This is a genomic window from Neorhizobium sp. SHOUNA12A, assembly GCF_023006505.1.
In the GTDB taxonomy this organism is placed as follows: Bacteria; Pseudomonadota; Alphaproteobacteria; order Rhizobiales; family Rhizobiaceae; genus Neorhizobium.
This window is the reverse complement of sequence record NZ_JALBGV010000065.1, coordinates 1-23,760: the sequence shown is the minus strand read 5'-3', so window position 1 is coordinate 23,760 and position 23,760 is coordinate 1. Positions and strand designations below refer to the sequence as shown.

Genomic DNA, 23,760 nt, shown 5'->3' with positions numbered 1-23,760 from the left:
TTTGTTCTCATAAATAGCGATGGAAGTCAAGCGGTTCAAGATCACCCGGATAAACACGCCCTTTACCCCTCCTTAAATCGCCGCATTTAAAGTCCAGCCAAGGCTTGGGCGATCAGACATCGAGTAACAGCCTGTTTTGACAGGCGTGTAACGGGGGTATGCCAGCTCACCATGGCAGCCAGAGGCAAATCAGACAAACGCGTTGAACCATCCTTCGAAGGTTCGCGGCCGAGCGGCGATTTACGTCTCGACGCGGACGAGCGGATCGTGGGCAACGGCCGGCCTGGCAGACGTCCATCGAAAGCCGAAAGCGAAGATCGCGACGAGCGTTCCGAGCGCCCGGAACGTGTCCGTCCATCCCGCAACAGGAAGGTTCCACCGCGTCGCGAAGGCGGCGGGTTCTTCGCGCCGCTCAGGAGGCTCGTCTACTGGTGCTTCGTACTCGGCATCTGGGCCGGCATCGCCGTCGGCGGGCTGGTGCTCTATTACGGTGCCAGAATGCCCGCCGCCAGCACCTGGGCTATCCCGGATCGGCCGCCGAACATGAAGATCACCGCCGTCGACGGCTCGGTCGTCGCCAATCGCGGCTCGACCGGCGGCGAGGCCCTGGCGCTGGAGGAAATGTCGCCCTACCTGCCGCAGGCGGTGATCGCCATCGAGGACCGGCGCTTCTATTCGCATTTCGGCGTCGATCCGCTCGGCCTGGCCCGCGCCTTCGTCAACAACCTGACCGGCCAGCCGATCCAGGGTGGCTCAACGATTACCCAGCAGCTCGCCAAGAACCTGTTCCTGTCGCCGGACCGCACGTTCGAACGCAAGATCCAGGAGGTGCTCCTGTCCTTCTGGCTGGAGCACAAGTTCACCAAGGACCAGATCCTCGCCATGTACCTGAACCGGGTGTTCTTCGGTTCGAACGCCTATGGCGTGGAGGCCGCCTCGCGGCGGTATTTCAACAAGTCCGCCCGCGACGTGAACCTCGGCGAAGCGGCAACGCTTGCCGGCCTGCTCAAGGCTCCGTCCCGCCTGTCGCCGGCGCGGGACCCGAAAGCTGCGGAAGCCCGCGCCCAGGTCGTTCTCGGCACAATGCGCGAAGAGGGCTATGTCACCGACAGCGACCTCAAGACCGCCATGTCGCAACCGCCGGCCAAAGCGAAGAGCTACTGGACCGGCGCCCAGCATTATGCCGCCGACATGGTCGTAGACGAGGTGAAGAGCCTGATCGGCGAGCCGAAGGTCGACGTGACCATCGAAACGACGCTCGACATGCGCCTCGAAGCCGCCGCCGAAAAATCGCTGAACGATGTTCTGAAGAAGGAAGGCGGCAAGCTCAACGCCTCGCAGGCGGCCCTCGTTTCGGTCGATGCGACCGGCGCGATCCGGGCGCTGGTCGGCGGCCGCGATTATGCAACAAGCCAGTTCAACCGCGCCGTCAAGGCGAAACGCCAGCCGGGTTCGGCTTTCAAGCCCTTCGTCTATGCCACGGCACTTGAAGCCGGCGCCCGGCCGGACTCGATGGTCAACGATGCGCCGGTCAAGATCGGCAACTGGTCGCCGGAGAATTTCGACGAGAAATACCGCGGCCCCGTAACGCTCGCCTCGGCCTTCGCGCAGTCGCTCAATACGGTCGCCGCGCAACTCGTCATGCAGGTCGGCCCGGACAAGGTGGTGAGCCTCGCCCACCGGCTCGGCATCGATTCCGACATCCAGGCAAATGCTTCGATCGCGCTCGGCACCTCGGAAGTCTCGCTGGTCGAGCTGACGTCTGCCTACGCGTCCTTCATGAACGGCGGTTACAAGGCAACGCCGCATATCGTCAAGCGCATCACCGATCCGGACGGCAAGGTGCTTTACGAGGCCGATTATGCCAACCCGCCGCGCGTGCTCAGCGAGCCGGTGGCGGCGACGATGAACGGCATGATGAACCGCGTCATCAACGAGGGCACCGGCAAGGCGGCCAGGATCGACGGCTGGCAGGCAGCCGGCAAGTCGGGCACCACCCAGTCGTTCCGCGACGCACTGTTCGTCGGTTATACCAGCATCATGACGACCGGCATCTGGTTCGGCAACGACGACGGCGCCTTCATGAAGAAGGTAACCGGCGGCGGGCTGCCCGCAAAAGCCTGGAAGGAATATATGACGTCGGCGATGAAGGGTTATACGCCGACGCCGCTGTTCGGCACCGGCCGCGGCCTCGATCTGCCCCCTGCCGCAGTCCAGCCGGATTCGCCGTCGACGACGATCGGCGATATCATTTCCGGCATCCTGCCCGGTGGCCGCCGAACCCAGGACGAACTCCCCGCCGATTATCCGCCGGCGCCGCGCCCTCCCGCCCAGGATTCCGCCTCGATCGAACGGGAACCGGCCCGCGTGCGGCCGGTCTATGGCGACAATCAGGGGTATGACAACAGGGACAACAGACAGATTTATGACAATCGGCCGGTCTATGGCGACCGCGGCCGCCATAGCGACGTGATACCGCCCGGCGACGTTCCGGCCCGTGATTATCGCCAGTATCGCGGCCCTTATGATTCGCCCACTCCGGTGCCCCCGGGAGCGATCGGCGGCGGCCCCGTTCCGCCCGGCGACGTGGGCGTTGCAGGCTCCAGAGGCCAGCCCCGGCAGACAACGCTTTTCGACCTGATCATGGGGCAGTGAAGCGTATTCACAGTATTGCTCGGCAAACTGTTCTTTTTGCTAGGATCCGGGCGATTTCTCGCCTTGCAGTCCTAAAAACCCGTCCTTATATACGCCGCATGACCGCAGCCGATGCTGCGTACCATCCCAGTCGAGGAACTGTCAGTGGAATGCCTTTGAGGGGTTCCGATGGTTCGCTTAAAGGAGAGAGAAGAAAATGGCAAAAGTAATTGGCATCGACCTCGGTACCACCAACTCCTGCGTCGCCATCATGGACGGCAAAGATGCGAAGGTGATCGAGAACGCCGAAGGCGCGCGTACCACGCCCTCCATGGTCGCATTTTCCGATGACGGCGAACGCCTCGTCGGGCAGCCGGCCAAGCGCCAGGCAGTGACCAACCCCACCAATACCCTCTTCGCCGTGAAGCGCCTTATCGGCCGCCGCTACGAAGATCCGACGGTTGAAAAAGACAAGGGCCTCGTCCCCTTCGATATCGTCAAGGGCGACAATGGCGACGCCTGGGTCAAGGCCCAGGGCAAGAACTATTCCCCCGCACAGGTTTCTGCGATGATCCTTCAGAAGATGAAGGAAACCGCCGAATCCTACCTCGGTGAAAAGGTCGAAAAGGCCGTCATCACTGTACCGGCCTACTTCAACGACGCGCAGCGCCAGGCAACCAAGGATGCCGGCCGCATCGCCGGTCTCGAAGTGCTGCGCATCATCAACGAGCCGACGGCAGCCGCTCTCGCCTATGGCCTCGACAAGAAGGACGGCAAGACGATCGCCGTCTACGATCTTGGCGGCGGCACGTTCGACATCTCGGTCCTCGAAATCGGCGATGGCGTCTTCGAAGTGAAGTCGACCAACGGCGACACCTTCCTCGGCGGTGAAGACTTCGACATGCGTCTCGTCGAATATCTTGCCAACGAGTTCAAGAAGGACCAGGGCATCGACCTGAAGAACGACAAGCTCGCCCTGCAGCGCCTCAAGGAAGCTGCCGAAAAGGCCAAGATCGAACTCTCATCTTCGCAGCAGACCGAAATCAACCTGCCGTTCATCACGGCCGACGCTTCCGGTCCGAAGCACCTGACGCTGAAGCTGACCCGCGCCAAGTTCGAAAGCCTGGTCGATGATCTCGTCCAGCGCACCATCGCGCCGTGCAAGGCAGCCCTCAAGGATGCCGGCGTCACCGCAGCCGAAATCGATGAAGTGGTTCTCGTCGGCGGCATGAGCCGCATGCCGAAGGTTCAGGAAGTCGTCAAGCAGCTGTTCGGCAAGGAGCCGCACAAGGGCGTCAACCCGGATGAAGTCGTCGCTCTCGGCGCCGCCATCCAGGCCGGCGTTCTGCAGGGCGACGTCAAGGACGTTCTGCTGCTCGACGTGACCCCGCTGTCGCTTGGCATCGAAACGCTCGGTGGCGTCTTCACCCGCCTGATCGACCGCAACACGACGATCCCGACCAAGAAGAGCCAGACCTTCTCGACCGCCGAAGACAACCAGCAGGCTGTGACCATCCGCGTATCGCAGGGCGAACGCGAAATGGCCCAGGACAACAAGCTGCTCGGCCAGTTCGACCTCGTCGGCCTGCCGCCGTCACCGCGCGGCATGCCGCAGATCGAAGTCACGTTCGACATCGACGCCAACGGCATCGTCCAGGTTTCGGCCAAAGACAAGGGCACCGGCAAGGAACAGCAGATCCGCATCCAGGCTTCCGGCGGTCTCTCCGACGCCGAGATCGAAAAGATGGTCAAGGACGCCGAGGCCAATGCCGAAGCCGACAAGAAGCGCCGTGCCGGCGTCGAAGCCAAGAACCAGGCCGAAAGCCTCGTCCATTCCAGCGAGAAGTCGCTGAAGGAATATGGCGACAAGGTTTCCGAAACCGACCGCAAGGCGATCGAAGATGCGATCGCTTCGCTGAAGGCTGCCGTCGAAGCTCCGGAACCGGATGCCGATGACATCCAGGCGAAGACGCAGATCCTGATGGACGTATCCATGAAGCTTGGTCAGGCCATTTATGAGGCCCAGCAGGCCGAAGGCGGCGAAGGCTCCACGGGCGGCAAGGACGATATCGTCGATGCCGACTACGAGGAAGTCAAGGACGACAAGAAGTCCGCTTGATCCGCCGGTTGCCTGATGGCCAGACCTCGACCATAGTTGACTAGAGTATCCGGCTGCCTTCGTGCAGCCGGAATCCTTTCCGGAGCCGGTTACCTCCATGGCAAAAGCAGACTTTTACGAAACGCTGGGTGTCGGCAAGACCGCCGATGAGAAGGAGCTCAAAAGCGCCTTCCGCAAGCTCGCGATGAAATATCATCCCGACAAGAATCCGGGCGACGCAGAAGCCGAAAAGAAGTTCAAGGAACTCGGCGAGGCCTACGAGACCTTGAAGGATCCCCAGAAGCGTGCGGCCTACGACCGCTTCGGCCATGCCGCCTTCGAACACGGCGGAATGGGCGGCGGTGGCGGTGGCTTCTCGGGCGCGGGCGCCGGTGGCTTCTCCGATATCTTCGAAGACATTTTTGGCGAAATGATGGGCGGCGGACGCGCCCGCAGGTCCTCTGGCGGTCGCGAACGCGGCGCCGATCTTCGCTACAATATGGAAATCACGCTGGAAGAAGCGTTTGCCGGCAAGACGGCGCAGATCCGGGTTCCGACCTCAATCACCTGCGACGTCTGTTCCGGCTCGGGCGCCAAGCCCGGCACCCAGCCGAAGACCTGCGGCACCTGCCAGGGCTCTGGCCGCGTGCGCGCAAGCCAGGGCTTCTTCTCGGTCGAGCGTACCTGCCCGACCTGCCACGGCCGCGGCCAGACGATCGCGGATCCCTGCGGCAAATGCCACGGCCAGGGCCGCGTCACCGAAGAGCGGTCGCTGTCGGTCAACATCCCGGCCGGCATCGAAGACGGCACCCGCATCCGCCTTCAGGGCGAAGGCGAAGCCGGCACGCGCGGCGGCCCTGCGGGCGATCTCTACATCTTCCTGTCGGTGAAACCGCACCAGTTCTTCCAGCGCGACGGCGCCGACCTTTATTGCGCCGTGCCGATCTCGATGACGACGGCCGCCCTCGGCGGCACGTTCGACGTCGCGACGCTCGACGGAACCAAGTCCCGCGTGACGGTGCCGGAAGGCACCCAGCCGGGCAAGCAGTTCCGCCTGAAGGGCAAGGGCATGCCGGTGCTGAGGTCCAGCCAGACGGGCGATCTCTATATCCAGATCCAGATCGAGACGCCGCAGAAGCTCACCAAGCGGCAGCGCGAACTGTTGCAGGAATTCGAGGAACTGTCCTCGAAGGAGAACAATCCGGAATCGACGGGCTTCTTCGCCCGGATGAAGGAGTTCTTCGAGAACTGAGTTTTTAGAACCCAATTTTGAAGCCGCCCGCAACAGACCGTTGCGGGCGGCTTTTTCGTTGAGCGTCTAGAACGTATCACGGACGCCGCTGCGCGGATCGTTCAGCAACAACCACATCCGAAACGGCTGGACCTTCGTCGACGTGGTTCCGAGGGTCTCCTATTTCGGACCAGCAACTGACGCCCTTCCAGCTTATTTTGTCGGCGAAGGCATGCGGGCCACGAACCAGCCGAAATATCTCTGGATTGCCGGCGAGACGACAAATACGATCGACAGCACCATGATCGGCGCGATCAGGATCGTTCGATGCCACACGGCCCAACCTTCGGTGAGTGGCGCGAGGATATAGAGAAGTACGGTGATCAACGGATAGATGGCGAGGATCATCACGAGGGCGAGACGCGCCTTCGAAGGGTTGACGCGAGCGGGTACGGTCTGCAATTGCGCCTCCATGGCTTGATTTCTGCTATCGGAACTGAGGGTTAAAGTTGCTGTGGTCACTATGAGCTCCATAGAAACGGTCCGTTTCCATGGAGCTCATATAACGAAACGAGCCGTTTCGTTCAAGTAGGACTCTTGTGATGTCGAATAAAATTTTGCTTGGGGGGTCCGCATGACTGGGAAAAAGGCTGCGGACGCCCGCCGCACCTCGATCGGCGCCCAGCGCAATCCTGCCAGCCAGGACGCCATTCTCCAGGCTGCGGAGGAAATCCTTGTCGAGGGCGGGCTCGGATCGTTTTCGATCGAGGCCGTCGCCCGGCGAGCCCATGCGGGCAAACCGACGATTTATCGGTGGTGGCCGACGCGTACGATCCTGCTTCTGGACGTCTACCATCGCCAGAAATTCGTCGATATCGCACCCGATACCGGCGCGATCGAGACGGATATCTTCCAACTCCTGAGCGACTTGCTCGAGTTCTGGAATACCGGCCATGGAGGCGCGGTTTTCCGCTCCGTCATCGCCGAGGCCCAGACCGACCCGGCGGCCAGCAAGGCGCTCGCGGCCTACATGGCCGAGCGATACCAGCAGGGCGGCGAGATATTCCGCCGGGCAAAGGCCCGAGACGAAGTGGCCGATTGGGTCGTACCCGAGCTTGCCATGGAGATCATAACGAGCTTCGTGTGGAAACGGCTGCTCACCGACCGGCTGGAGATTGCGCCGGAACAGCTGCGCCTAGTGGTTCGGCATCTCGTGCACGGCTTAAAGGCACAGTAGGTCTCCGGAACATCCGCCCGCCCGTGTCCAATCGGCCGAGGAAATATGTCGCGCTCAGGCGGCGCATGCCCCGCGCCGCCTGAGCGGCAACAGGACGTCAATAATGCGGCGGTCTGGTGACGGCCGGCGCTTCCAGCGAGGTCTCCTCCAGCGACAGGAACCGCTCGGTCAGCCGGTCGAGCTTGGCGCGCGTCTGTTCCATCACCTTCCATTGCTCGGCGAGCTGATCGGACAATTCCTCGATCACCTTGGTTTGGTAGGCGGCAAGTTCCTCCAGCCTGATCAGTCTTTCCTCGTCACTCACCTGTCGTTTCCTTCGCTGCTTTCTGACCGGCTTTCCAGACCCGCACCTCGTCCGGCATGCCGTCATGGGCCCCGAGCGGGCGCCGGGGCGCGTCGTCCCACCAATCCGAACGGATCTCCTTCAGGTCGAGATTCTTCGGATAGAACAGCCGGTTTTCATCCTTGTTGGCCTCCCCGATCACCAAAAGGCGCACTTCCGCATCCGTGTTGTTGATGAAGGTATGAGCAATCCCCGTGCCGGCCGGGAAACCGACCGAGTCGCCCGGTTTCAGCGGATAGACCTCACCATCCAGCCAGACCTCCGGATTGCCTTCGATCACGTAGATGAACTCTTCCTCGAGTTCCTCCGCATGCGGAAAGGAGGTGCGGCGGCCGGGTGGCAGGCGATGATGGTGGATGCCGAGCCGCGTGAGGCCGAACTGCCGGGCGAGCGCGGCACCGAAGCCCATCAGCTCGTCATCACCGCGATAGTGTTTCTCCTGGGGCTTTTCTACCTCGCTCCAGTGGGTAATGCAGGAAGGGCGGTCCTGGTCGGTCATGTGCTGCTCCTCTGAAAGCGGAGCTACACTAGCCGACCGGAACCGCCCGGTCCATGTTTCAAGCCGAGGATCAGGCGCGCAGGCGCGGGCGCTCGGTGCGGGTTTCGCGGACAGCCCTTGTCTTGAAGCGGCCGAGCAGCGACGCCAGCCGGCTGCTGATACCGACCAGGCTCTGGGTCGAGGCATTGGTCTCTTCCATCAGCGCCGCGTTCTGCTGGGTGATCTGGTCCATGCTGCGGATCGCGGAATTGATCTCCTCGATGCCGGAAGCCTGTTCCTGCGCCGAGCGGGCGATCGACGAGATATGTTCGTCGATCGATTTCACGCGCCCGCCGATGCCGACCAGAGCCTGGCCGGTCTTGTTTACGAGCTCGACACCGCGATGGACGTCGGTCGAAGACTGGTCGATCAGTTCCTTGATTTCCTTGGCGGCAGCGGCAGAGCGTTGCGCCAGTTCGCGGACTTCCTGGGCGACGACGGCGAAACCCTTGCCCTGCTCTCCGGCGCGAGCCGCTTCCACGCCGGCGTTCAGCGCCAGAAGATTGGTCTGGAAGGCAATCTCGTCGATGGCGCCGATGATCTGGGTCATCTTCTGCGAGGACTGCTCGATGTCGCCCATCGCGGCAATCGCCTCCTCGACCACCTTGCCGGAACGAACCGTCTCGGAAGCGGATTCGCGCACGATTTCCTGCACTTCGCGGGTCCGCTGTGCGGCCTGGCCGGAAATCGTGGTGATCTCTTCGAGTGCTGCCGCCGTCTGTTCGATCGCCGAAGCCTGCTGCTCGGTGCGCTTGGCCATGTTTTCGGAAGCCGACGAAATGCCGCCAGCTTCGGCGCGCACTTGTTCGACCGAGCTGCTGATCTCGCGCATTGCCGTGTCGAGTTCGGAAATCGAGGAATTGTAGTTCTGCTGCAGCTTGGCGAAGCTCGGCGCCAGTTCCTGCCAGAGTTCGGATGTCAGGTCGCCGCCGGAAAGGCTCGTCAGTGCCGCTTCGAGCGCCGCAAGGGCTGCATCCTGCTCGACCTTGGCCTTTTCCTGTTTGGCTTCGACCTCTCTGCGCTCGTCACCCAGCACCTCGAGATAGACCGAGATGGCGTAATCCATGTCCAGCAGGGCCGCTTTGACGACCGAGGAGAGATGTTCGGAAAGCATCTTCGCCTTTTTCTCCTGGAAGAACCCGGATAGCTCGCGGCTCACAACGGCGCGAATGACACCGTCGAGAATCAGCGCGTAGCCGCCGATATACCAGCGCGGTTCGAGACCAAGCCGGGCATGGGTGCGTCCGATCGTGGAAACCGCGTCCACATAATTGTCATCGTATTTGCCGGATGCGATCGCATCCCAATGGGTGGCCTGGCGGCTCTTGGCCTGGGCGATATGGCTGTCGCTGGAGAAGAATTTCGCCGTCTGCGGATTGCCCTTGACCTTGCGGTAGAAGGCATCCAGCGCACCGCCGATCGCGTCCTTGATGGCCGGCCGGATCTCGGCCAGAGACCGGCGCTGCTCTTGGCCAAGGCCGATGAAGTCAAGGCGCTCGGCGAGATCGGCTTTGTGGTTCTGGTCTTTCATGGGAGGTCTCCGGAGTTAAAAGGATCCACGCGGCCATCCGGACATAAGATGCGTATGCGTGCTCAGGCATCTCTAGGAGCCAAGCTTTAACGGGCTGTTAGCCATACCCCCTAGTTTTTGGGTAATCATAAATTGGTGTTGCATTGGAGAGGTTTCGGTGTCGACGGCAAGGCGCGAAATTCTCGTCGGGACAACCTTTTAGCAGGAATGGCACGGATCGGAATTCGTCTTTTCAATCAATGCGATCCCTCGACTATAAGCAACCGGATGGGTTGCAGGGCTGAGCGACGGCGTCCGGCGCAAGGCCAGTTGCAAAGCCTCACCGAAGCAAGCGCTTGCCATCCGGGCCTTGAGCCCTTAGCTCCTGTTTCACGAAACCTTAAGATTCCCGATGGCGCAGAAAACTTCCCTCTCCCGGCTGAAGCTCACCGATTTCCGCAATTATGCGGAAGCGGCACTGTCGCTCGACGGGCGGCATGTGGTGCTGACCGGCGAGAACGGCGCGGGCAAGACCAATCTCCTGGAAGCCGTCTCCTTCCTGTCACCCGGCCGCGGACTGCGCCGCGCCGTGCTGTCCGACGTGACACGCGTCGGCGCTGCCGCCGGGTTCACCATCTTTGCGGATGTCGACGGCATGGATGGCGAGGTCTCGATCGGCACCGGTATCGAGCCGGGCGAAGGCGAAAGCGTTACCCGCAAGCTCAGGATCAACGGCACTCCGGCCAGATCGACCGAGGAGCTTACCGACCACCTCAGCGTCCTCTGGCTGACTCCGGCGATGGACGGCCTCTTCACCGGCGCCTCCTCAGACCGCCGCCGTTTCCTCGACCGCCTCGTACTGTCGCTCGATCCCGGGCATGGCCGGCGGGCGAGCGACTTCGAGCGCGCCATGCGCAGCCGCAACAAGCTATTGTCGGAAGGCCGTTTCGACCCTTCCTGGCTGTCGGCCATCGAGGCGCAGATGGCCGGTCTCGGCATCGCCATGGCCGCCGCCAGGCAGGAGATGCTCGGGCTTTTGAGGGCCCTATCCGGCAATTCCGGCAAGACGCCGTTCCCCACCCCCGTTCTGACACTCGAAGGCTTCATGGACGGTGCGATGGACCGCCCGGCAGCCGATCTTGAAGAAAACTATCTCGACATGCTGCGCAGCGGCCGCAGTCGCGATGCCGCGGCCGGCCGCACACTCGACGGGCCGCACCGTACCGACCTGCTGGTGCGCCACCGCGAAAAGGACATGGAGGCCGCACGCTGTTCGACCGGCGAACAGAAGGCGCTGCTGATCGGCCTCGTGCTCGCCCATGCGCGGCTGACGGCCGACATGACTGGTTACGCGCCGATCCTGCTGCTCGACGAGATCGCCGCCCATCTCGACGAAGGCCGGCGGGCGGCTCTTTTCGATCTCGTCCACGGCCTCGGCGGCCAGTCCTTCATGACCGGCACCGATCGGGCAATGTTTTCCGCGCTGGCCGACCGGGCGCAGTTCTTTACCGTCGCCCATGGCGGCATCAGCGTTTGAAATCCACCTTACGCGACTTGGCAGCCGGTGATATGATTGCGCGATGGAGAGCCTGACCCCGGAAAAATTGAGCCAAGACGAGATCGAGCGGTACCGCCGTCATATCCTGCTGCCGGAAATCGGCGGCACGGGGCAGCAGAGGATGAAGAATGCCCGCGTGCTGGTGATCGGCGCCGGCGGGCTCGGCGCGCCGATCCTCGAATATCTGGCCGCCGCCGGCATCGGTACGCTGGGGATCATCGATGACGACCTGGTTTCCCTTTCCAACCTGCAGCGGCAGGTCATCCACGATACCGGCACGATCGGCGAGCTGAAGACGAGGAGTGCCCGCGAGGCGATCGCCCGTCTCAATCCGCATGTCCGGGTCGTCGATTTCGAGGAGCGTTTTTCCGCCGAATGGGCGGCACGCAAGCTCGCCCTTTTCGACCTGCTGATCGACGGATCCGACAATTTCGATACCCGCTACGCGGCGGCCGATGCCGCGGAACTCACGCGGATCCCGCTGGTGACAGGCGCGGTCGGCCGGTTCGACGGGTCGGTGACGGTGATGAAACCCTATGAGACGGGGCCGGACGGCGTTCTCAACCCCGGCTATCGCGATCTGTTTCCGGAAAAGCCGCCAGCGGGGCTGATCCCCTCCTGCGCCGAGACCGGCGTCGTGGGTGCACTGACGGGCGTCATCGGCACGCTGATGGCGATGGAGGCGATCAAGCTCGTCACCGGCATCGGCGAACCGCTGGTAGGGCGGCTGATGCTCTACGATTCGCTGTCTGCCCGTTTCGACACGATCAAATACAAGCGCCGCACGGCCAAGGCAGCCGCCGAGTGATCGAGCCGCCAGCGATTGAGCCAGTAATCGAGATTGCCCGCATAGACGAGGATTTCGGGCGCTGGGACGAACTTCTGGCGCTTATCCTCTCCTCGTTCGCCTATATGGACGACATCGTCGATCCGCCGTCCTCGGCACATCGGCTGACGCTGGCGTCGCTCGCCCAGAAGGCTCGCGACGAGATCGCGTTTGCGGCGATCGAGGCCGGCAGGCTGACCGGCTGCGTCTTCTGCAAACCGGAACCGGGATTCCTCTATATCGGCAAACTCGCAATCGCCCCGGCGAGCCAAGGCAAGGGCATAGGTCGACGGCTGCTGACGGTCGCGGAAGGGATTGCCCGGGAAAAGGGATTGCCGGCACTGCGGCTCGAAACCCGCATCGAGCTCACCGACAATCATGCGACCTTCGCAAGATGGGGTTTCGCCAGGACGGCGGAAAACTCCCATCCTGGCTTCACCCGCACCACCTCGATCGAGATGCAGAAGCGTCTCGACTGATCAGTTGCGGCCCGGGAGCACCCGGTTCGGCGGGCGGTGGCCGTCGAAGAAGGTGCGGATGTTGATGATCACCTTGTCGCCCATGTCGATCCGGCCCTCGATCGTCGCAGAGCCCATATGCGGCAGCAGCACGACCCGGCCCTGATGAGCGAGCTTGACCAGTTTCGGGTTCACCGCCGGCTCGTTCTGGTAGACGTCCAGCCCGGCGCCGGCGATCTTGTTGTCGCGCAAAAGCTGGATCATCGCCGCCTCGTCGATGATGTCACCGCGGGCAGTGTTGACGATGATCGAACTCGGCTGCATCAGCGCGAGCCGTCGTGCCGACAGAAGATGGAAGGTCGCCGGCGTCGAGGGACAATTGACCGAGACGATATCGACGCGGGCGAGCATCTGGTCGAGGCTGTCCCAATAGGTCGCCTCGAGCTCCTCTTCCGTCGCAGGGCTGACGCGCTTGCGGTTGTGGTAGTGGATGGACAGGCCGAAAGCCTTGGCACGACGCGCGACCGCGGTGCCGATGCGGCCCATGCCGACGATGCCGATACGTTTGCCCCAGATCCGCCGGCCGAGCATCCAGGTGGGGCTCCAGCCGGTCCACTCGCCCGGCTTGTCGGTCAGGATGCGCGAGCCCTCCGCGAGCCGCCGGTTGACGGCAAGGATCAGCGCCACGGTCATGTCGGCCGTGTCCTCGGTCAGCACGTTCGGCGTATTGGTGACGGTGATGCCTTTCCTGGCGGCCGCATCGACATCGATATGGTCGAAGCCGTTGGAGAAGCTGGCGATCAGCTTCAGCTGCGGGCCGGCCTCTTCGATCAGCGCCTCGTCGATACGGTCGGTCACCGTCGGCACCAGCACGTCGGCCGATTTCATCGCCGCCGCCAGCTCGTCGCGGGTACGGGGCGCGTCGTCGATATTGAGCTCGGCCTCGAACAGCTCGCGCATGCGGGTTTCCACCGCATCCGGCAGCTTACGGGTGATATAGACCTTGGGTTTCTTCTTCGCCGTCATGAAACTCTCTGCCTGACGCCCTGAAGCGCGAAACCTGAACGTATCCGGGTTTCGTGCTTCAAGCTTTTGTTCGACGCTTGTCGTTATCCCGAAACCGGTACCCGCTTTCGGGCGGCCTGCTTTAGGAGGTCCTTAACCAAGTCGCGCGATATTCAGTTCATCCAGGGCGTTTTCTACCAGACCCGTCAGCGAAGACAAACAAAACCTCGCGAGGTTCCCGAAAGCCCGAGATCGCTCAGCCGGAACCAAACACATGCGTCGCGCCATTCTCTCTTCCTTCATCGCTCTTTCCTTCGGGCTTGTCGCCTCCCTTTCTGCAACCGCCCCGAGTTTTGCGCAGGGCGCGGCAAAAGGCCCGAGCGGCCTGCCGCTGCCGCGTTTCGTCAGCCTCAAGTCGAGGAAGGTCAATATCCGCATCGGTCCGAGCACAGACTATGCGGTGTCTTGGATGTATATGAAGTCCGGCACGCCGATGGAAATCATCCAGGAGTACGAAAACTGGCGGCGGGTTCGCGATGCCGAGGGCACCGAGGGCTGGGTGAACCAGGCCCTACTTTCAGGCGAGCGGACTGCGGTGGCCGCTCCGTGGATGCGTGGCAAGGGCAAGGATATCTACGTCAACATGCGCCGCGACCCGCAAGGCACCGCCGCCATCCTCGCCAAGCTGGAGCCGGGCGTCGTGCTGCAGATCAAGGAATGCAACGGCGACTGGTGCCGGGTCGAGACCAACGGCTCCGAGGGCTGGGTCGCCCAGGCCGAAGTCTGGGGCGCTTATCCGGGCGAAGCGTTCAAGTAAGATTTTTCCTGCGAGGCCTCAGATGAGGCCTTCGCGCGCCGCAGCTTCGGTGAGCGACGCCATCGGGCGCGGGCCGATCTGCTGGATGCAGATGGCAGCCGCCAGGCAGCCGAGCTTGCCGCAATCCTCCAGCGAACGATCCTGGGTGTAACCGAACAGGAAACCGGCCGCGAACAGATCGCCGGCGCCGGTCGTATCGACCAGTTCCCTGATCGGATAGGCCGCGACCTTCACGCGTTCGTCGCCGCGAACGATGATCGCGCCTTCCTCGCTGAGCGTCACCGCCGCCAGCTTGCAATCCTGCGAGATCTTCTTCAGCGCCAGTTCGAAATCCTCGGTCTCGTAGAGCGACAGCGCTTCCTGTTTGTTGGCAAACACGATGTCGACGGTGCCGGAGCGCATCAGGTCGAGGAACTCGGCGCGGTAGCGGCCGACGCAGAAGGGGTCGGACAGCGTCATCGACACTTCCCGGCCATGCTCATGGGCGATGCGGGCCGATTCGCGGATCGCTTCCTTGGCGCGCGGCGGATCCCAGAGGTAACCTTCGAAATAAGTGACCTTGGCTTCGGCAACGACGTCCTCTTCCACATGTTCCGGGCCGAGATCGACGCAGGCACCGAGATAGGTGTTCATCGAACGCTCGCCATCCGGCGTCACGAAGATCATCGAGCGAGCGGTCGGCGGATTGGTGCCTTCCGGCCTGGTCCGATAATGAACGCCCTGGGCGCGGATGTCGTGCTGGAAGATGTTGCCGAGCTGGTCTTCCGCAACCTTGCCGAAATAGGCCGCCTTGCCGCCGAAACCGGCAATGCCGGCCGCCGTGTTGCCCGCCGACCCGCCGGACGCTTCCACAGCCGGGCCCATCTTCGAATAAAGGAGCTCGGCGCGTTCGGCATCGATCAGGTTCATCGCACCCTTGGTGATCGCATTCTCGCTCAGGAAATCGTCGTCGCAGCGGGCGAGAATATCCACGATGGCATTGCCGATGGTGAGCACGTCGAACTTGGGCATCCGGTCTTGATCCTCTTGGGAAACAGTTTGTCGCGAAAACCGGTATTCGGGTTTTCCACTGATTGGAAGGGAAAATAACCGCGATGCCGGCTATCCAGGGCATTTTGGGCCGTCACTCTGCTGTCACGATCACAGGTTATAGAATTGGCGATCCGGTTGTGTTGCCGACCACGGATGAACTGGCGGCCGACCATCGGATGTCCTGGACGAGACCAGGAGGGAAAGCGGGGATTGCCCCGCTTTTTTGTTCGACGCCGATCGCCACGCCTCGCTTTCAAGCGGCTTTTCTCCATCAACGCATTTGTGGCAAGCCGCGACATGGGTTAGACGCATAAAACCGTCCCCACAGAAAGCCCGCCTCTTGTCCTCCGTGTTCCTGAATGTCGTGCCTCTCTTCATCCTGATCCTGATCGGCTGGATGGCGGCGAAAACCGGGATATTGAAGGAGGAGACCGGCGACGCGCTCGGCGAATTCGTCTTCAAGATCGCCGTGCCCATGCTGATCTTCCGGACGCTGGCGGACGCACATTTCGAAGGCGCCTCGCCGTTCCGACTGTGGACCGTCTATTTTCTCGGTGTCGCCATGACCTGGGCGATCGGTCATGTCCTCACCACCCGCGTTTTCGGCCGGGATGCGAAGATCGGCGTGATCGCCGGCATGTCCGGCTCGTTTGCCAACAACGTCTTCATCGGCCTGCCGCTGGTCGCGCATGTGGTCGGCAAGGACGGACTGGTGGCGATCTCGATCCTGCTTGCGATCCACCTGCCGCTGATGATGGTGGCCGGCACGATCCTGATGGAGGGTGCGGCCGCCAAGGTCGACGGCGGCGAAAAGCGCGGCATTGCTGCGGTCCTCAAGCAGGTGGGCTCCAACCTCGCCCGCAATCCCCTGGTGATTGCGCTTATCATCGGCGTCGCCTTCAATTTCCTCGGCCTGCATTTCCCATCGGCGATCGCCATCGTCGTCGATCAGATTTCCGCCGCGGCAAGTCCGGTCGCTCTGATATCGATCGGCATGGCTCTGACGCGATATCCGATCCGGGGCGATATCGGCCTTTCGGGCACCGCGGCCGTACTCAAGCTGATGCTGCTCCCGACACTCGTCTTCCTGATGAGCCATCTGTTTGCCTTGCCCAAGGACTGGGCGACGGCGCTGGTGCTGACCGCGTCGGTTCCGACCGGCATCAATGCCTGGCTGATCGCCCAGCGTTTCCGTTCGGGACATAGCCTTGCAGCATCGGTGATCAGCATGACCACCGCATTCGGGGTCTTCACTGTCGGCTTCTGGGCCTGGCTGCTCGGCTGAATTGCCACGCCGGATCGGGTGCTGGAAATGAAAATGCCCGACGGTCGCCGGGCATTTTCATTTGGAAATTCTTGAAAGTCGCCGATCAGTTGGTGGCGGGCGCCGGTGCGGCGTTCGGGTCCGGGAGCGGAACCGGCGAATCAGCCAGCGTGCGCAGATAAGCGATCAGGTTGGCGCGCTCGGAATCGTTCTTGATACCGGCAAAGCCCATCGCCGTGCCCTTCACGAAGGCCTTCGGAGCGGTGAGGAAGTGGTTGAGATTGTCGAAGGTCCAGTGCTCGGCACCGCCCTTGGAGAATTCCTTCATGCCGGCCGAATAGGCGAAACCTTCATGTTCGCCGACCGGACGATCGACAACGCCCCAGAGATCCGGGCCGACCTTGTTCGGTCCGCCCTTCTCACCGGAATGACAGCTCTGACACTTCTTGAATGTGGCTTCGCCAGCCTTGGCGTCGGCCTTCACCAGAAGCTGCGCGATCGGAACGGCGGCGGCAGCGGGTGCCGCGGCTTCACCGGCTGCGGGCTCTTCGGCGGCGACGATGGCAAAACCTGCCTTCTCGGGTACCTCCGAATGGAAAATCCCTTCCGAGGCAATGGACACCGACATCATGACGAAAACAGTAGCAAGCAGGGCGCCTGCCGCCATGTTGACATTGGGGTTCATCCGCAAATGCTCCTTCGCAACCGCCTCATGAGAAAGCGGACCATCTTGAAATCGCGCGGAACCTATGTCTTTTGCATGGTTGTTGCAACACGATTATCGTCCCGCGCGTGAGACTTTTTGACACTGTTCACGCGGGAATAGAAGGGTCTTTCCATGAAGAATTCGGCTTTTGACCGGACGCTGGTGTTGATCCCGGCACGAATGGCCTCGACACGGCTGCCGGGGAAACCTCTGGCTGATATTGCCGGCCTGCCGATGATCGTGCAGGTAGCAAAACGAGCCGAGGAAGCGCAGGTGGGGCGAATCATCGTCGCCGTCGACCACCAGGACGTCCACGACGCGGTGGCCGCCGCAGGCTTCGACGTGGTGATGACCCGGCAGGACCATCAATCCGGTTCGGACCGCATTTTCGAGGCGGTGCAGAAGGCCGATCCGGATGCGAAAATGGATTTCGTGATCAACGTCCAGGGCGACCTGCCGACGATCGAGCCGGAAGCGGTGCGCGCTTCGCTGAGGCCGCTCGACAATCCCTCGACCGATATCGCAACGTTGACCGTCGTCATCACTGACGAACACGAGAAGACCAATCCGAACGTGGTGAAGATCGTCGGTTCGCCGCTGTCGGCGACGCGGCTGAAGGCGCTCTATTTTACCCGCGCCACCGCGCCCTATGGCAATGGCCCGCTCTATCATCATATCGGGCTCTACGCCTATCGTCGCGCGGCGCTCGAAAAATTCGTGTCGCTCGGCCCTTCCGTGCTCGAAAGGCGCGAATCGCTGGAGCAGCTCCGGGCGCTCGAAGCCGGCATGCGCATCGATGCCGAGATCGTTGACTCGGTTCCATTAGGCGTCGATACTCCCGCCGACCTTGAAAAGGCCCGTGCGATCCTGTTCGCCCGTGCCTCCTCGTAACGGATAATCCCATGAATGCACTTACGAATCGCATCGCCTTCCAGGGCGATTTCGGCGCCAATTCCGACATGGCCTGCCGCGACATGTTCCCGACCATGGAACCGCTTCCCTGCCCGACGTTCGAGGACGCCTTCCAAGCGCTCGAAAACGGCGATGCGGACCTGGCGATGATCCCGATCGAGAACACGATCGCCGGCCGCGTCGCCGATATTCATCACCTGCTGCCGGAATCGCGGCTGCATATCATCGGCGAATATTTCATGCCGATCCGCTTCCAGCTGATGGTGCTGCCCGGCGTGACACGCGAGGAAATCCGCACCGTCCACAGCCATATCCATGCGCTCGGCCAGTGCCGAAAGATCATCCGCTCGAACGGCTGGAAGGCTGTCGTTGCCGGCGACACGGCGGGTTCGGCCAAGATGGTGGCCGAAAAGGGCGACCGCACGATGGCGGCGCTCGCACCGCGGCTTGCGGCCGAGCTTTACGGGCTTGAGATCCTGGCGGAGAATGTCGAGGACCGGGACGACAACGTCACCCGTTTCGTTGTGCTCTCCCGCGACGAAAAATGGGTGCAGCGGAACGATCCAGACGAGGTGCTGGTCACCACTTTCGTATTCAACGTCCGCAACATCCCGGCTGCGCTCTACAAGGCAATGGGCGGCTTTGCGACCAACGGCATCAACATGACCAAGCTCGAAAGCTACCAGCTCGGTGGCAAGTTCGTGGCGACGCAGTTCTATGCCGATATCGAAGGCCATCCCGACGACGCGCCGGTGCGGCGGGCGCTGGAAGAGCTGCGGTTCTTCTCGGAGAAGGTCAGGGTTCTTGGTACGTACAAAGGCCATCCGATGCGCGGGGCGCTGCAGAAGAACTGACAGGCGAGCCTGAGAAAGATCGCCGAAGCTGGACACACTACCCCCTTGGTGCTTTGCGGCTTTTGAGGATCGGCCGGGACACGTCGTGTGCCTCGAATTGAAGTTTTAATAATGACACGCGACGTGTCCCGTTCGGTGTGTTTTTCAGCGCAACTCCGGTCCCTCTGCGGCGGTATGGAATTTGACTCCGTGGAAATTGAGCACGGATGCCATACCGGGTTGTGTGCGACACACGCACGCCCCGCCATTAGGCGAGAGGGAGACCATTTTCTGCGCAGCCCCCGATGGCCCGCCTGCATGACGGCGGATCATCAAAGCACCGGTCCCGTCTCGCCGGTCATGCGGGCCGGTGTAGCCGAAACGGGACGGGTAGATTGTAGGCAGGGGTTTGGCGGGCGGGGATGAAAGAGGGCTGATTTTTATGCTTTGGTTTCTCAAGCGACTGATTTGCCTAAGCAAGCCCCCCTCTGCCCTGCCGGGCATCTCCCCCCTCAGGTGGGGAGATCACAAGCGGCACGCTCCCCGCCTCCAAAACGCCGCCGCGAAACGTGGGACGCTCAATGGAGGGCAGTGAGCAGGCTCCAGCCAATCTCCCCCCTTGAGGGGGAGATGCCCGGCAGGGCAGAGGGGGGTGCCACGCCCACCGTCGCCTTTCGCGCTTACGCTGCGCTCATCGCATAGACCCGCAGCCTATGCCCGTCCGGGTCGGCCACCACGAACGTGTAGCCGAAGTCCATCTCCACAGGAGTCTGCAGCACGCGCAGGCCGCGGCCCGACCAGTCGGCATAGGCCTTGTCGACGCCGGCAGCATCGTTATGCCTGAAGCAGATTTCCGAGCCGCCGCCGCACTCGCCCTTCACAGACGGTTCAGCCGTGTGACGTGACCACAGGCCGAGCTTCATGCCGGTGTTCAGCACGAAGAGGGCAAAGGTCGGGGACTTTTCCACGGGTTCGACGCCGAAGAGGGCCTGGTAGAAATCCGCGCTGGTCAGCGGATTGTCAACGAAGAGGATGGTGAAATCGGGGTGGACCATGTCAGTTCTCCTTGTGACGCAATTCCCTCTGCCGGGAATTGCTCCTGGTTGGGACTGACCGGAGATTATCGCAGCCTACTGTCAGATAATGGCAGTAGCATTCATGGCTGGGGCGGAATTCCTTCAGCCTCTCGCCACTCCTTGAGCAAGACCGGCCGGCGGCGCGGATAACGCGTTTCCGTCCAAGCCGCAGAGGAAATGCGGTCGGCACGGAAATGCCGGAAATCCTGCCGGAGTTCGCACCAGGCGATCATGACCCTGACGCTCTCAAAAAAACCCAGCGCGAACGGCCAGACCCTTCGATGGGTCAACGCCCCCTTTTCGTCCTCATATGCGAGTTCGAGAATGTGCTCGGCGCGGATAGCCCTGCGGATCATTGCCAGATCGGCTTTGTCCTCGTTTCGCCTCGGCGCTCCGACAAGCAGCGTCGAATTGTCGAGGTCCTGTTTCAGATCCGGCGGCAGCACGGCGGCGATCTTGGCGAGCGCATCGACGGCGCCGGCAGCCAGCCGCGGATCGGCGGTTTTCGCCACCCAGCGAGAGCCGAGCACCAGCGCCTCGATCTCTTCTTGCGAAAACATCATCGGCGGCAGCATGAAACCGGGCCTCAGCACGTAGCCGAGACCGGCCTCGCCTTCGATGAAGGCGCCTTGGGCCTGGAGGCTGGCGATATCGCGGTAGAGCGTACGCAGACTGACGCCGGTCTCGGCGGCAAGCTTGGCGCCGCTGACCGGCTGGCGGTAGCGCCGGAGCGTCTGGAGAAGAGCCAGCAAGCGCTCCGACCGCGCGACCGTCACCGGCTCAGCGCTCCCACTCAATCCAGTCGCGCAGCAGGCGATGGGCGATCGCCCCCTTGACCGGGGCGAAAAGCGGGGCGTCCGGGCCGGCATCGAGCATGGCGGCGGCCTCGGCCCGCTCGAACCAGCGGACATCGGCCATTTCCTGCGGATCGATCTTGATCTCGGTCGATTTCGCCTCGGCGTAACAGCCGATCATCAGCGAATGCGGCATCGGCCAGGGCTGGGAGGCGTGGTAGCGCACCCGGCCGGTCTCGATGCCGGATTCCTCGAAGGTCTCGCGGCGCACCGCATCCTCGATCGTTTCGCCCGGTTCCACGAAACCGGCGAGGCAGGAATACATGCCCTCCTGAAAATGGTGGCTGCGGCCGAGCAGGCAGCGGTCGCGCTCCGTATCGACGGTGAGCATGATGACGACCGGGTCCGTGCGCGGGAAGGTCATGTGCTGGCATTGGGTGCAGATGCGCTTGTAGCCGCCGATCCTGGTTTCGGTCGGCGATCCGCATTTGCCGCAGAACTTGTTGGCCGCGTTCCAATTGAGCAGCGCGACCGCCTGTGCGACCTCGCCCTGCAATTCGCCCTCGATGAGCTGGTCGCGAAAGAGCGCCCGCGCCTCGGTCGGCTTGTAGTGGCTTGCCAGTTCTTCCGCGGGGATCAGCATCGGCACGGCGATGCGCGGTTCACCCGTCTCGCGATAACCGAGCAAAACGGCGTTGTCGAAATCCGGCTTCAGTTCGGCAAGCTCGTAAGGCGAGAACAGCGGGTCGAGGATCTGGCTGTCGTGCTTCAGGATCAGCCGGCTGCCGGTGAAGGCGAGGATATGAGCGCCTTCGACGGCTAGCGCCTTCTCGACGCAATCGTCCTCACGGTATTCGGCGCGGCGATCCAGCTTGTTGCCGGAAAAAGCCGTCAGCTTGCTCGGTTCGGGATGGGGTGCGTCGGTGTCGAAAAGGTTCGCTGTCATGAAAGGGCTTCAACCAGTTTGTTGAGAAAATCTTGCTTTTGTTGCTCTTCGTAGGTCACCGCCTGACCGAAACCCCAGATCGGGCCGGGCCAGTTCGGATCTTCCTCGAACCGGGCGATGACATGGACATGCAGCTGGCGGACGATATTGCCGAGTGCGCCGACATTGATCTTGGTGGCGCCTGTCACCGTCTTCAGGGCTGCTGCCACCCTGTTCACCTCGACCGAGAGCAGCGCCTGTTCGACAGGCAAAAGATCGAAGATCTCGGTCATGCCGGCGCGTTGCGGCACCATGACCAGCCAGGGCCAGCGGCGGTCGTTTTGGATGCGTAGCTGGCAGAGGCCCAGCATCGTCACAAGATCGGAATCGCGGGCTATCCTCCCGTCCAGTTCGAATTCGCTCAAACTTTCCTCCCTTGTTTTTCTGTTCGATAGCAGTTTTTTACAGGGTTGGCTTGCATTTGGAAGCGTTATTGACGATATGGACGGTGGGAGGTTGGTGGTGGACGAGCCACTCGCCAACCGGGTCAGGTCCGGAAGGAAGCAGCCCTAACGAGCCAGGCACGGGTCGCCGTGCCAGCCTCCCACCCTTTTACTTGTACTACCATCTTGGTCAGCTTCCGGCCCGGTCAAGACCGTGCTCAGGATTGGCCCGCGCAGGCTGGCAGGACTGAATGAGCGATACCGGGCCCACATCTTCAAGCACTTCCGCCGCCAATCCCGCCGCAGGCAGCGGATACCGGGTGCTCGCCCGCAAATACCGACCTAAGGATTTCTCGGACCTGATGGTCGGCCAGGAGCCGATGGTCCGCACGCTGACCAACGCGTTCGAGACCGGCCGCATCGCCCAGGCCTATATGCTGACCGGGGTTCGCGGGGTGGGCAAGACGACGACCGCCCGCATCCTTGCCCGCGCGCTGAACTACAAGACGGCTGATATCGACAAACCGACCATCGACCTTCGCATCCCCGGCGAACATTGCCAGGCGATCATGGAAGGCCGGCATGTCGACGTGATCGAGATGGACGCCGCCTCCCATACGGGCATCGACGATATCCGCGAGATCATCGAGCAGGTGCGCTACCGTCCGGTCTCGGCGCGTTACAAAGTCTATATCATCGACGAAGTGCACATGCTCTCGACACAGGCCTTTAACGGCCTGTTGAAAACGCTCGAAGAGCCGCCGGAGCACGTGAAGTTCATCTTCGCGACGACTGAAATCCGCAAGGTTCCGATCACCGTCCTGTCGCGCTGCCAGCGGTTCGACCTGCGCCGCATCAGCGCCGCGGACCTGGTTCACCTGTTCACCTCGATCCTGGAAAAGGAAGGCATTCCGGCCGAGCCGGAAGCGCTCGCCATGGTCGCACGTGCGGCCGAAGGTTCGGCGCGCGACGGGCTGTCGCTGCTCGACCAGGCGATCGCCCATGGCGGCGGCACCGTGGTGGCCGAAACCGTGCGCGGCATGCTGGGGCTTGCCGACCGCGCCCGCATCGTCGACCTTTTCGAACATATCGTGCGCGGCGACGTGACGGCGGCGCTTTCCGAATTCACGGCGCAATACGAGGCCGGCGCCAATCCGGTCGTCGTCTTGACCGACCTTGCGGACTTCACTCATCTGACCACCCGTTTCAAATATATCCCGGACGCCGCCAACGATCCTTCGATCAGCGAAGTGGAGCGCGTGCGCGGCCGGGAATTTGCGGACGGCGTCGCGGTGAGCACGCTGTCGCGCATCTGGCAGATGCTCCTGAAGGGCATTCCGGAAGCGGAAAATTCCTCGCGCCCGGCGGGTGCCGCCGAAATGGTGCTGATCCGGCTGACGCATGCGGCCCATCTGCCCTCGCCGGAAGACGCCGCGCGCCGGCTTGGCGATTTTTCCAATGGCGACGGCCAGCGTGCGCCGGCTCCGAACGGCAATGGCGGCGGGCGTCCCGTTTCGCCG

At 62.4% G+C, this 23,760-nt stretch carries 23 protein-coding genes and 1 other RNA gene; 13 read left to right on the top strand and 11 right to left on the bottom strand.

Annotated elements, in window-relative coordinates; all coding sequences use genetic code 11:
* Window positions 1-171 precede the first annotated feature (171 nt).
* The 3 genes from MOV63_RS23715 (at window position 172) to dnaJ (ending at window position 5,984) form a co-directional block, all read left to right on the top strand.
* Window positions 172-2,655, top strand: coding sequence for a transglycosylase domain-containing protein (locus MOV63_RS23715; RefSeq protein WP_247037497.1), 2,484 nt, complete (start codon window positions 172-174; stop codon window positions 2,653-2,655).
* Window positions 2,656-2,851: 196 nt separating this feature from the next.
* Entirely contained in the window at window positions 2,852-4,753 is a 1,902-nt protein-coding gene (dnaK, locus tag MOV63_RS23710) for a molecular chaperone DnaK (protein WP_038547978.1), read from the top strand.
* A 97-nt stretch (window positions 4,754-4,850) separates the two neighbouring features.
* Window positions 4,851-5,984, top strand: a complete 1,134-nt coding sequence (gene dnaJ / locus MOV63_RS23705; RefSeq protein ID WP_247037495.1) for a molecular chaperone DnaJ — start codon at window positions 4,851-4,853, stop codon at window positions 5,982-5,984.
* 192 nt (window positions 5,985-6,176) lie between these two features.
* Here the strand turns inward: dnaJ and MOV63_RS23700 are convergent, their stop codons facing one another.
* Window positions 6,177-6,425: a hypothetical protein gene (locus MOV63_RS23700; RefSeq protein ID WP_105417633.1), complete on the bottom strand. Its 249-nt coding sequence runs from the start codon at window positions 6,423-6,425 to the stop codon at window positions 6,177-6,179.
* Between the two features lie 172 nt (window positions 6,426-6,597).
* On the opposite strand from MOV63_RS23700, the gene MOV63_RS23695 reads away from it, so the two are divergent.
* Window positions 6,598-7,200 (top strand): TetR/AcrR family transcriptional regulator, encoded by a 603-nt coding sequence (locus MOV63_RS23695; RefSeq protein WP_038547962.1) that lies wholly within the window; start codon window positions 6,598-6,600, stop codon window positions 7,198-7,200.
* Between the two features lie 97 nt (window positions 7,201-7,297).
* On the opposite strand, the gene MOV63_RS23690 is transcribed toward MOV63_RS23695, so the two are convergent.
* From MOV63_RS23690 to MOV63_RS23680, 3 genes are all read right to left on the bottom strand, one after another.
* Window positions 7,298-7,504, bottom strand: coding sequence for a SlyX family protein (locus tag MOV63_RS23690; protein WP_038547960.1), 207 nt, complete (start codon window positions 7,502-7,504; stop codon window positions 7,298-7,300).
* Window positions 7,497-8,042 (bottom strand): cupin domain-containing protein, encoded by a 546-nt coding sequence (locus MOV63_RS23685; protein WP_247037493.1) that lies wholly within the window; start codon window positions 8,040-8,042, stop codon window positions 7,497-7,499. The genes MOV63_RS23690 and MOV63_RS23685 overlap by 8 nt, the downstream gene beginning before the upstream one ends.
* Window positions 8,043-8,112: 70 nt before the next feature.
* Window positions 8,113-9,612: a globin-coupled sensor protein gene (locus MOV63_RS23680; RefSeq protein WP_247037491.1), complete on the bottom strand. Its 1,500-nt coding sequence runs from the start codon at window positions 9,610-9,612 to the stop codon at window positions 8,113-8,115.
* A gap of 391 nt (window positions 9,613-10,003) precedes the next feature.
* Here MOV63_RS23680 and recF point away from each other — a divergent pair, with 391 nt between their 5' ends.
* Genes recF through MOV63_RS23665 form a run of 3 tightly spaced genes read left to right on the top strand, consistent with a single transcriptional unit; the run spans window position 10,004 to window position 12,454 of the window.
* Complete coding sequence (gene recF / locus MOV63_RS23675) at window positions 10,004-11,128, top strand: DNA replication/repair protein RecF (RefSeq protein WP_247037489.1); 1,125 nt, start codon at window positions 10,004-10,006, stop codon at window positions 11,126-11,128.
* 43 nt (window positions 11,129-11,171) lie between these two features.
* Window positions 11,172-11,957 carry a molybdopterin-synthase adenylyltransferase MoeB gene (locus tag MOV63_RS23670; protein WP_247037488.1) on the top strand — a complete coding sequence of 262 codons (786 nt, stop codon included), beginning with the start codon at window positions 11,172-11,174 and terminating at the stop codon, window positions 11,955-11,957.
* Window positions 11,958-11,983: 26 nt separating this feature from the next.
* Complete coding sequence (locus MOV63_RS23665; RefSeq protein WP_247037525.1) at window positions 11,984-12,454, top strand: GNAT family N-acetyltransferase; 471 nt, start codon at window positions 11,984-11,986, stop codon at window positions 12,452-12,454.
* Here MOV63_RS23665 and MOV63_RS23660 read toward each other — a convergent pair whose 3' ends face one another.
* Window positions 12,455-13,459 carry a D-glycerate dehydrogenase gene (locus MOV63_RS23660; RefSeq protein ID WP_038547946.1) on the bottom strand — a complete coding sequence of 335 codons (1,005 nt, stop codon included), beginning with the start codon at window positions 13,457-13,459 and terminating at the stop codon, window positions 12,455-12,457.
* Between the two features lie 253 nt (window positions 13,460-13,712).
* Here MOV63_RS23660 and MOV63_RS23655 point away from each other — a divergent pair, with 253 nt between their 5' ends.
* Window positions 13,713-14,255 carry an SH3 domain-containing protein gene (locus MOV63_RS23655; protein WP_247037486.1) on the top strand — a complete coding sequence of 181 codons (543 nt, stop codon included), beginning with the start codon at window positions 13,713-13,715 and terminating at the stop codon, window positions 14,253-14,255.
* Between the two features lie 18 nt (window positions 14,256-14,273).
* Here MOV63_RS23655 and MOV63_RS23650 read toward each other — a convergent pair whose 3' ends face one another.
* The gene (locus MOV63_RS23650) at window positions 14,274-15,266 is read right to left on the bottom strand and encodes an adenosine kinase (RefSeq protein WP_038547941.1); all 993 of its coding nucleotides are present in this window, start codon (window positions 15,264-15,266) and stop codon (window positions 14,274-14,276) included.
* 361 nt (window positions 15,267-15,627) lie between these two features.
* Between MOV63_RS23650 and MOV63_RS23645 the strand changes: the two genes are divergently transcribed.
* The gene (locus MOV63_RS23645) at window positions 15,628-16,572 is read left to right on the top strand and encodes an AEC family transporter (RefSeq protein WP_247037477.1); all 945 of its coding nucleotides are present in this window, start codon (window positions 15,628-15,630) and stop codon (window positions 16,570-16,572) included.
* Between the two features lie 85 nt (window positions 16,573-16,657).
* Here the strand turns inward: MOV63_RS23645 and MOV63_RS23640 are convergent, their stop codons facing one another.
* Complete coding sequence (locus MOV63_RS23640; RefSeq protein ID WP_247037475.1) at window positions 16,658-17,236, bottom strand: cytochrome c family protein; 579 nt, start codon at window positions 17,234-17,236, stop codon at window positions 16,658-16,660.
* A gap of 153 nt (window positions 17,237-17,389) precedes the next feature.
* On the opposite strand from MOV63_RS23640, the gene MOV63_RS23635 reads away from it, so the two are divergent.
* Both MOV63_RS23635 and MOV63_RS23630 read left to right on the top strand, forming a co-directional pair.
* Entirely contained in the window at window positions 17,390-18,148 is a 759-nt protein-coding gene (locus tag MOV63_RS23635; protein WP_247037472.1) for a 3-deoxy-manno-octulosonate cytidylyltransferase, read from the top strand.
* Between the two features lie 11 nt (window positions 18,149-18,159).
* Window positions 18,160-19,023: a prephenate dehydratase gene (locus MOV63_RS23630; protein WP_247037464.1), complete on the top strand. Its 864-nt coding sequence runs from the start codon at window positions 18,160-18,162 to the stop codon at window positions 19,021-19,023.
* A gap of 659 nt (window positions 19,024-19,682) precedes the next feature.
* On the opposite strand, the gene MOV63_RS23625 is transcribed toward MOV63_RS23630, so the two are convergent.
* The 4 genes from MOV63_RS23625 to MOV63_RS23610 form a co-directional block, all read right to left on the bottom strand.
* Window positions 19,683-20,057, bottom strand: a complete 375-nt coding sequence (locus tag MOV63_RS23625; protein ID WP_247037462.1) for a VOC family protein — start codon at window positions 20,055-20,057, stop codon at window positions 19,683-19,685.
* 101 nt (window positions 20,058-20,158) lie between these two features.
* Window positions 20,159-20,854 (bottom strand): YafY family protein, encoded by a 696-nt coding sequence (locus MOV63_RS23620; RefSeq protein ID WP_247037460.1) that lies wholly within the window; start codon window positions 20,852-20,854, stop codon window positions 20,159-20,161.
* Window positions 20,855-20,858: 4 nt separating this feature from the next.
* Complete coding sequence (gene nudC, locus MOV63_RS23615; RefSeq protein WP_247037452.1) at window positions 20,859-21,818, bottom strand: NAD(+) diphosphatase; 960 nt, start codon at window positions 21,816-21,818, stop codon at window positions 20,859-20,861.
* Window positions 21,815-22,222 carry an HIT domain-containing protein gene (locus MOV63_RS23610; RefSeq protein ID WP_247037449.1) on the bottom strand — a complete coding sequence of 136 codons (408 nt, stop codon included), beginning with the start codon at window positions 22,220-22,222 and terminating at the stop codon, window positions 21,815-21,817. The genes nudC and MOV63_RS23610 overlap by 4 nt, the downstream gene beginning before the upstream one ends.
* Window positions 22,223-22,308: 86 nt before the next feature.
* On the opposite strand from MOV63_RS23610, the gene ffs reads away from it, so the two are divergent.
* An RNA gene (ffs, locus tag MOV63_RS23605) (signal recognition particle sRNA small type) lies at window positions 22,309-22,405 on the top strand.
* 86 nt (window positions 22,406-22,491) lie between these two features.
* Window positions 22,492-23,760: DNA polymerase III subunit gamma/tau (locus MOV63_RS23600; protein WP_247037447.1), on the top strand; the 1,269-nt coding region annotated here is incomplete at its 3' end.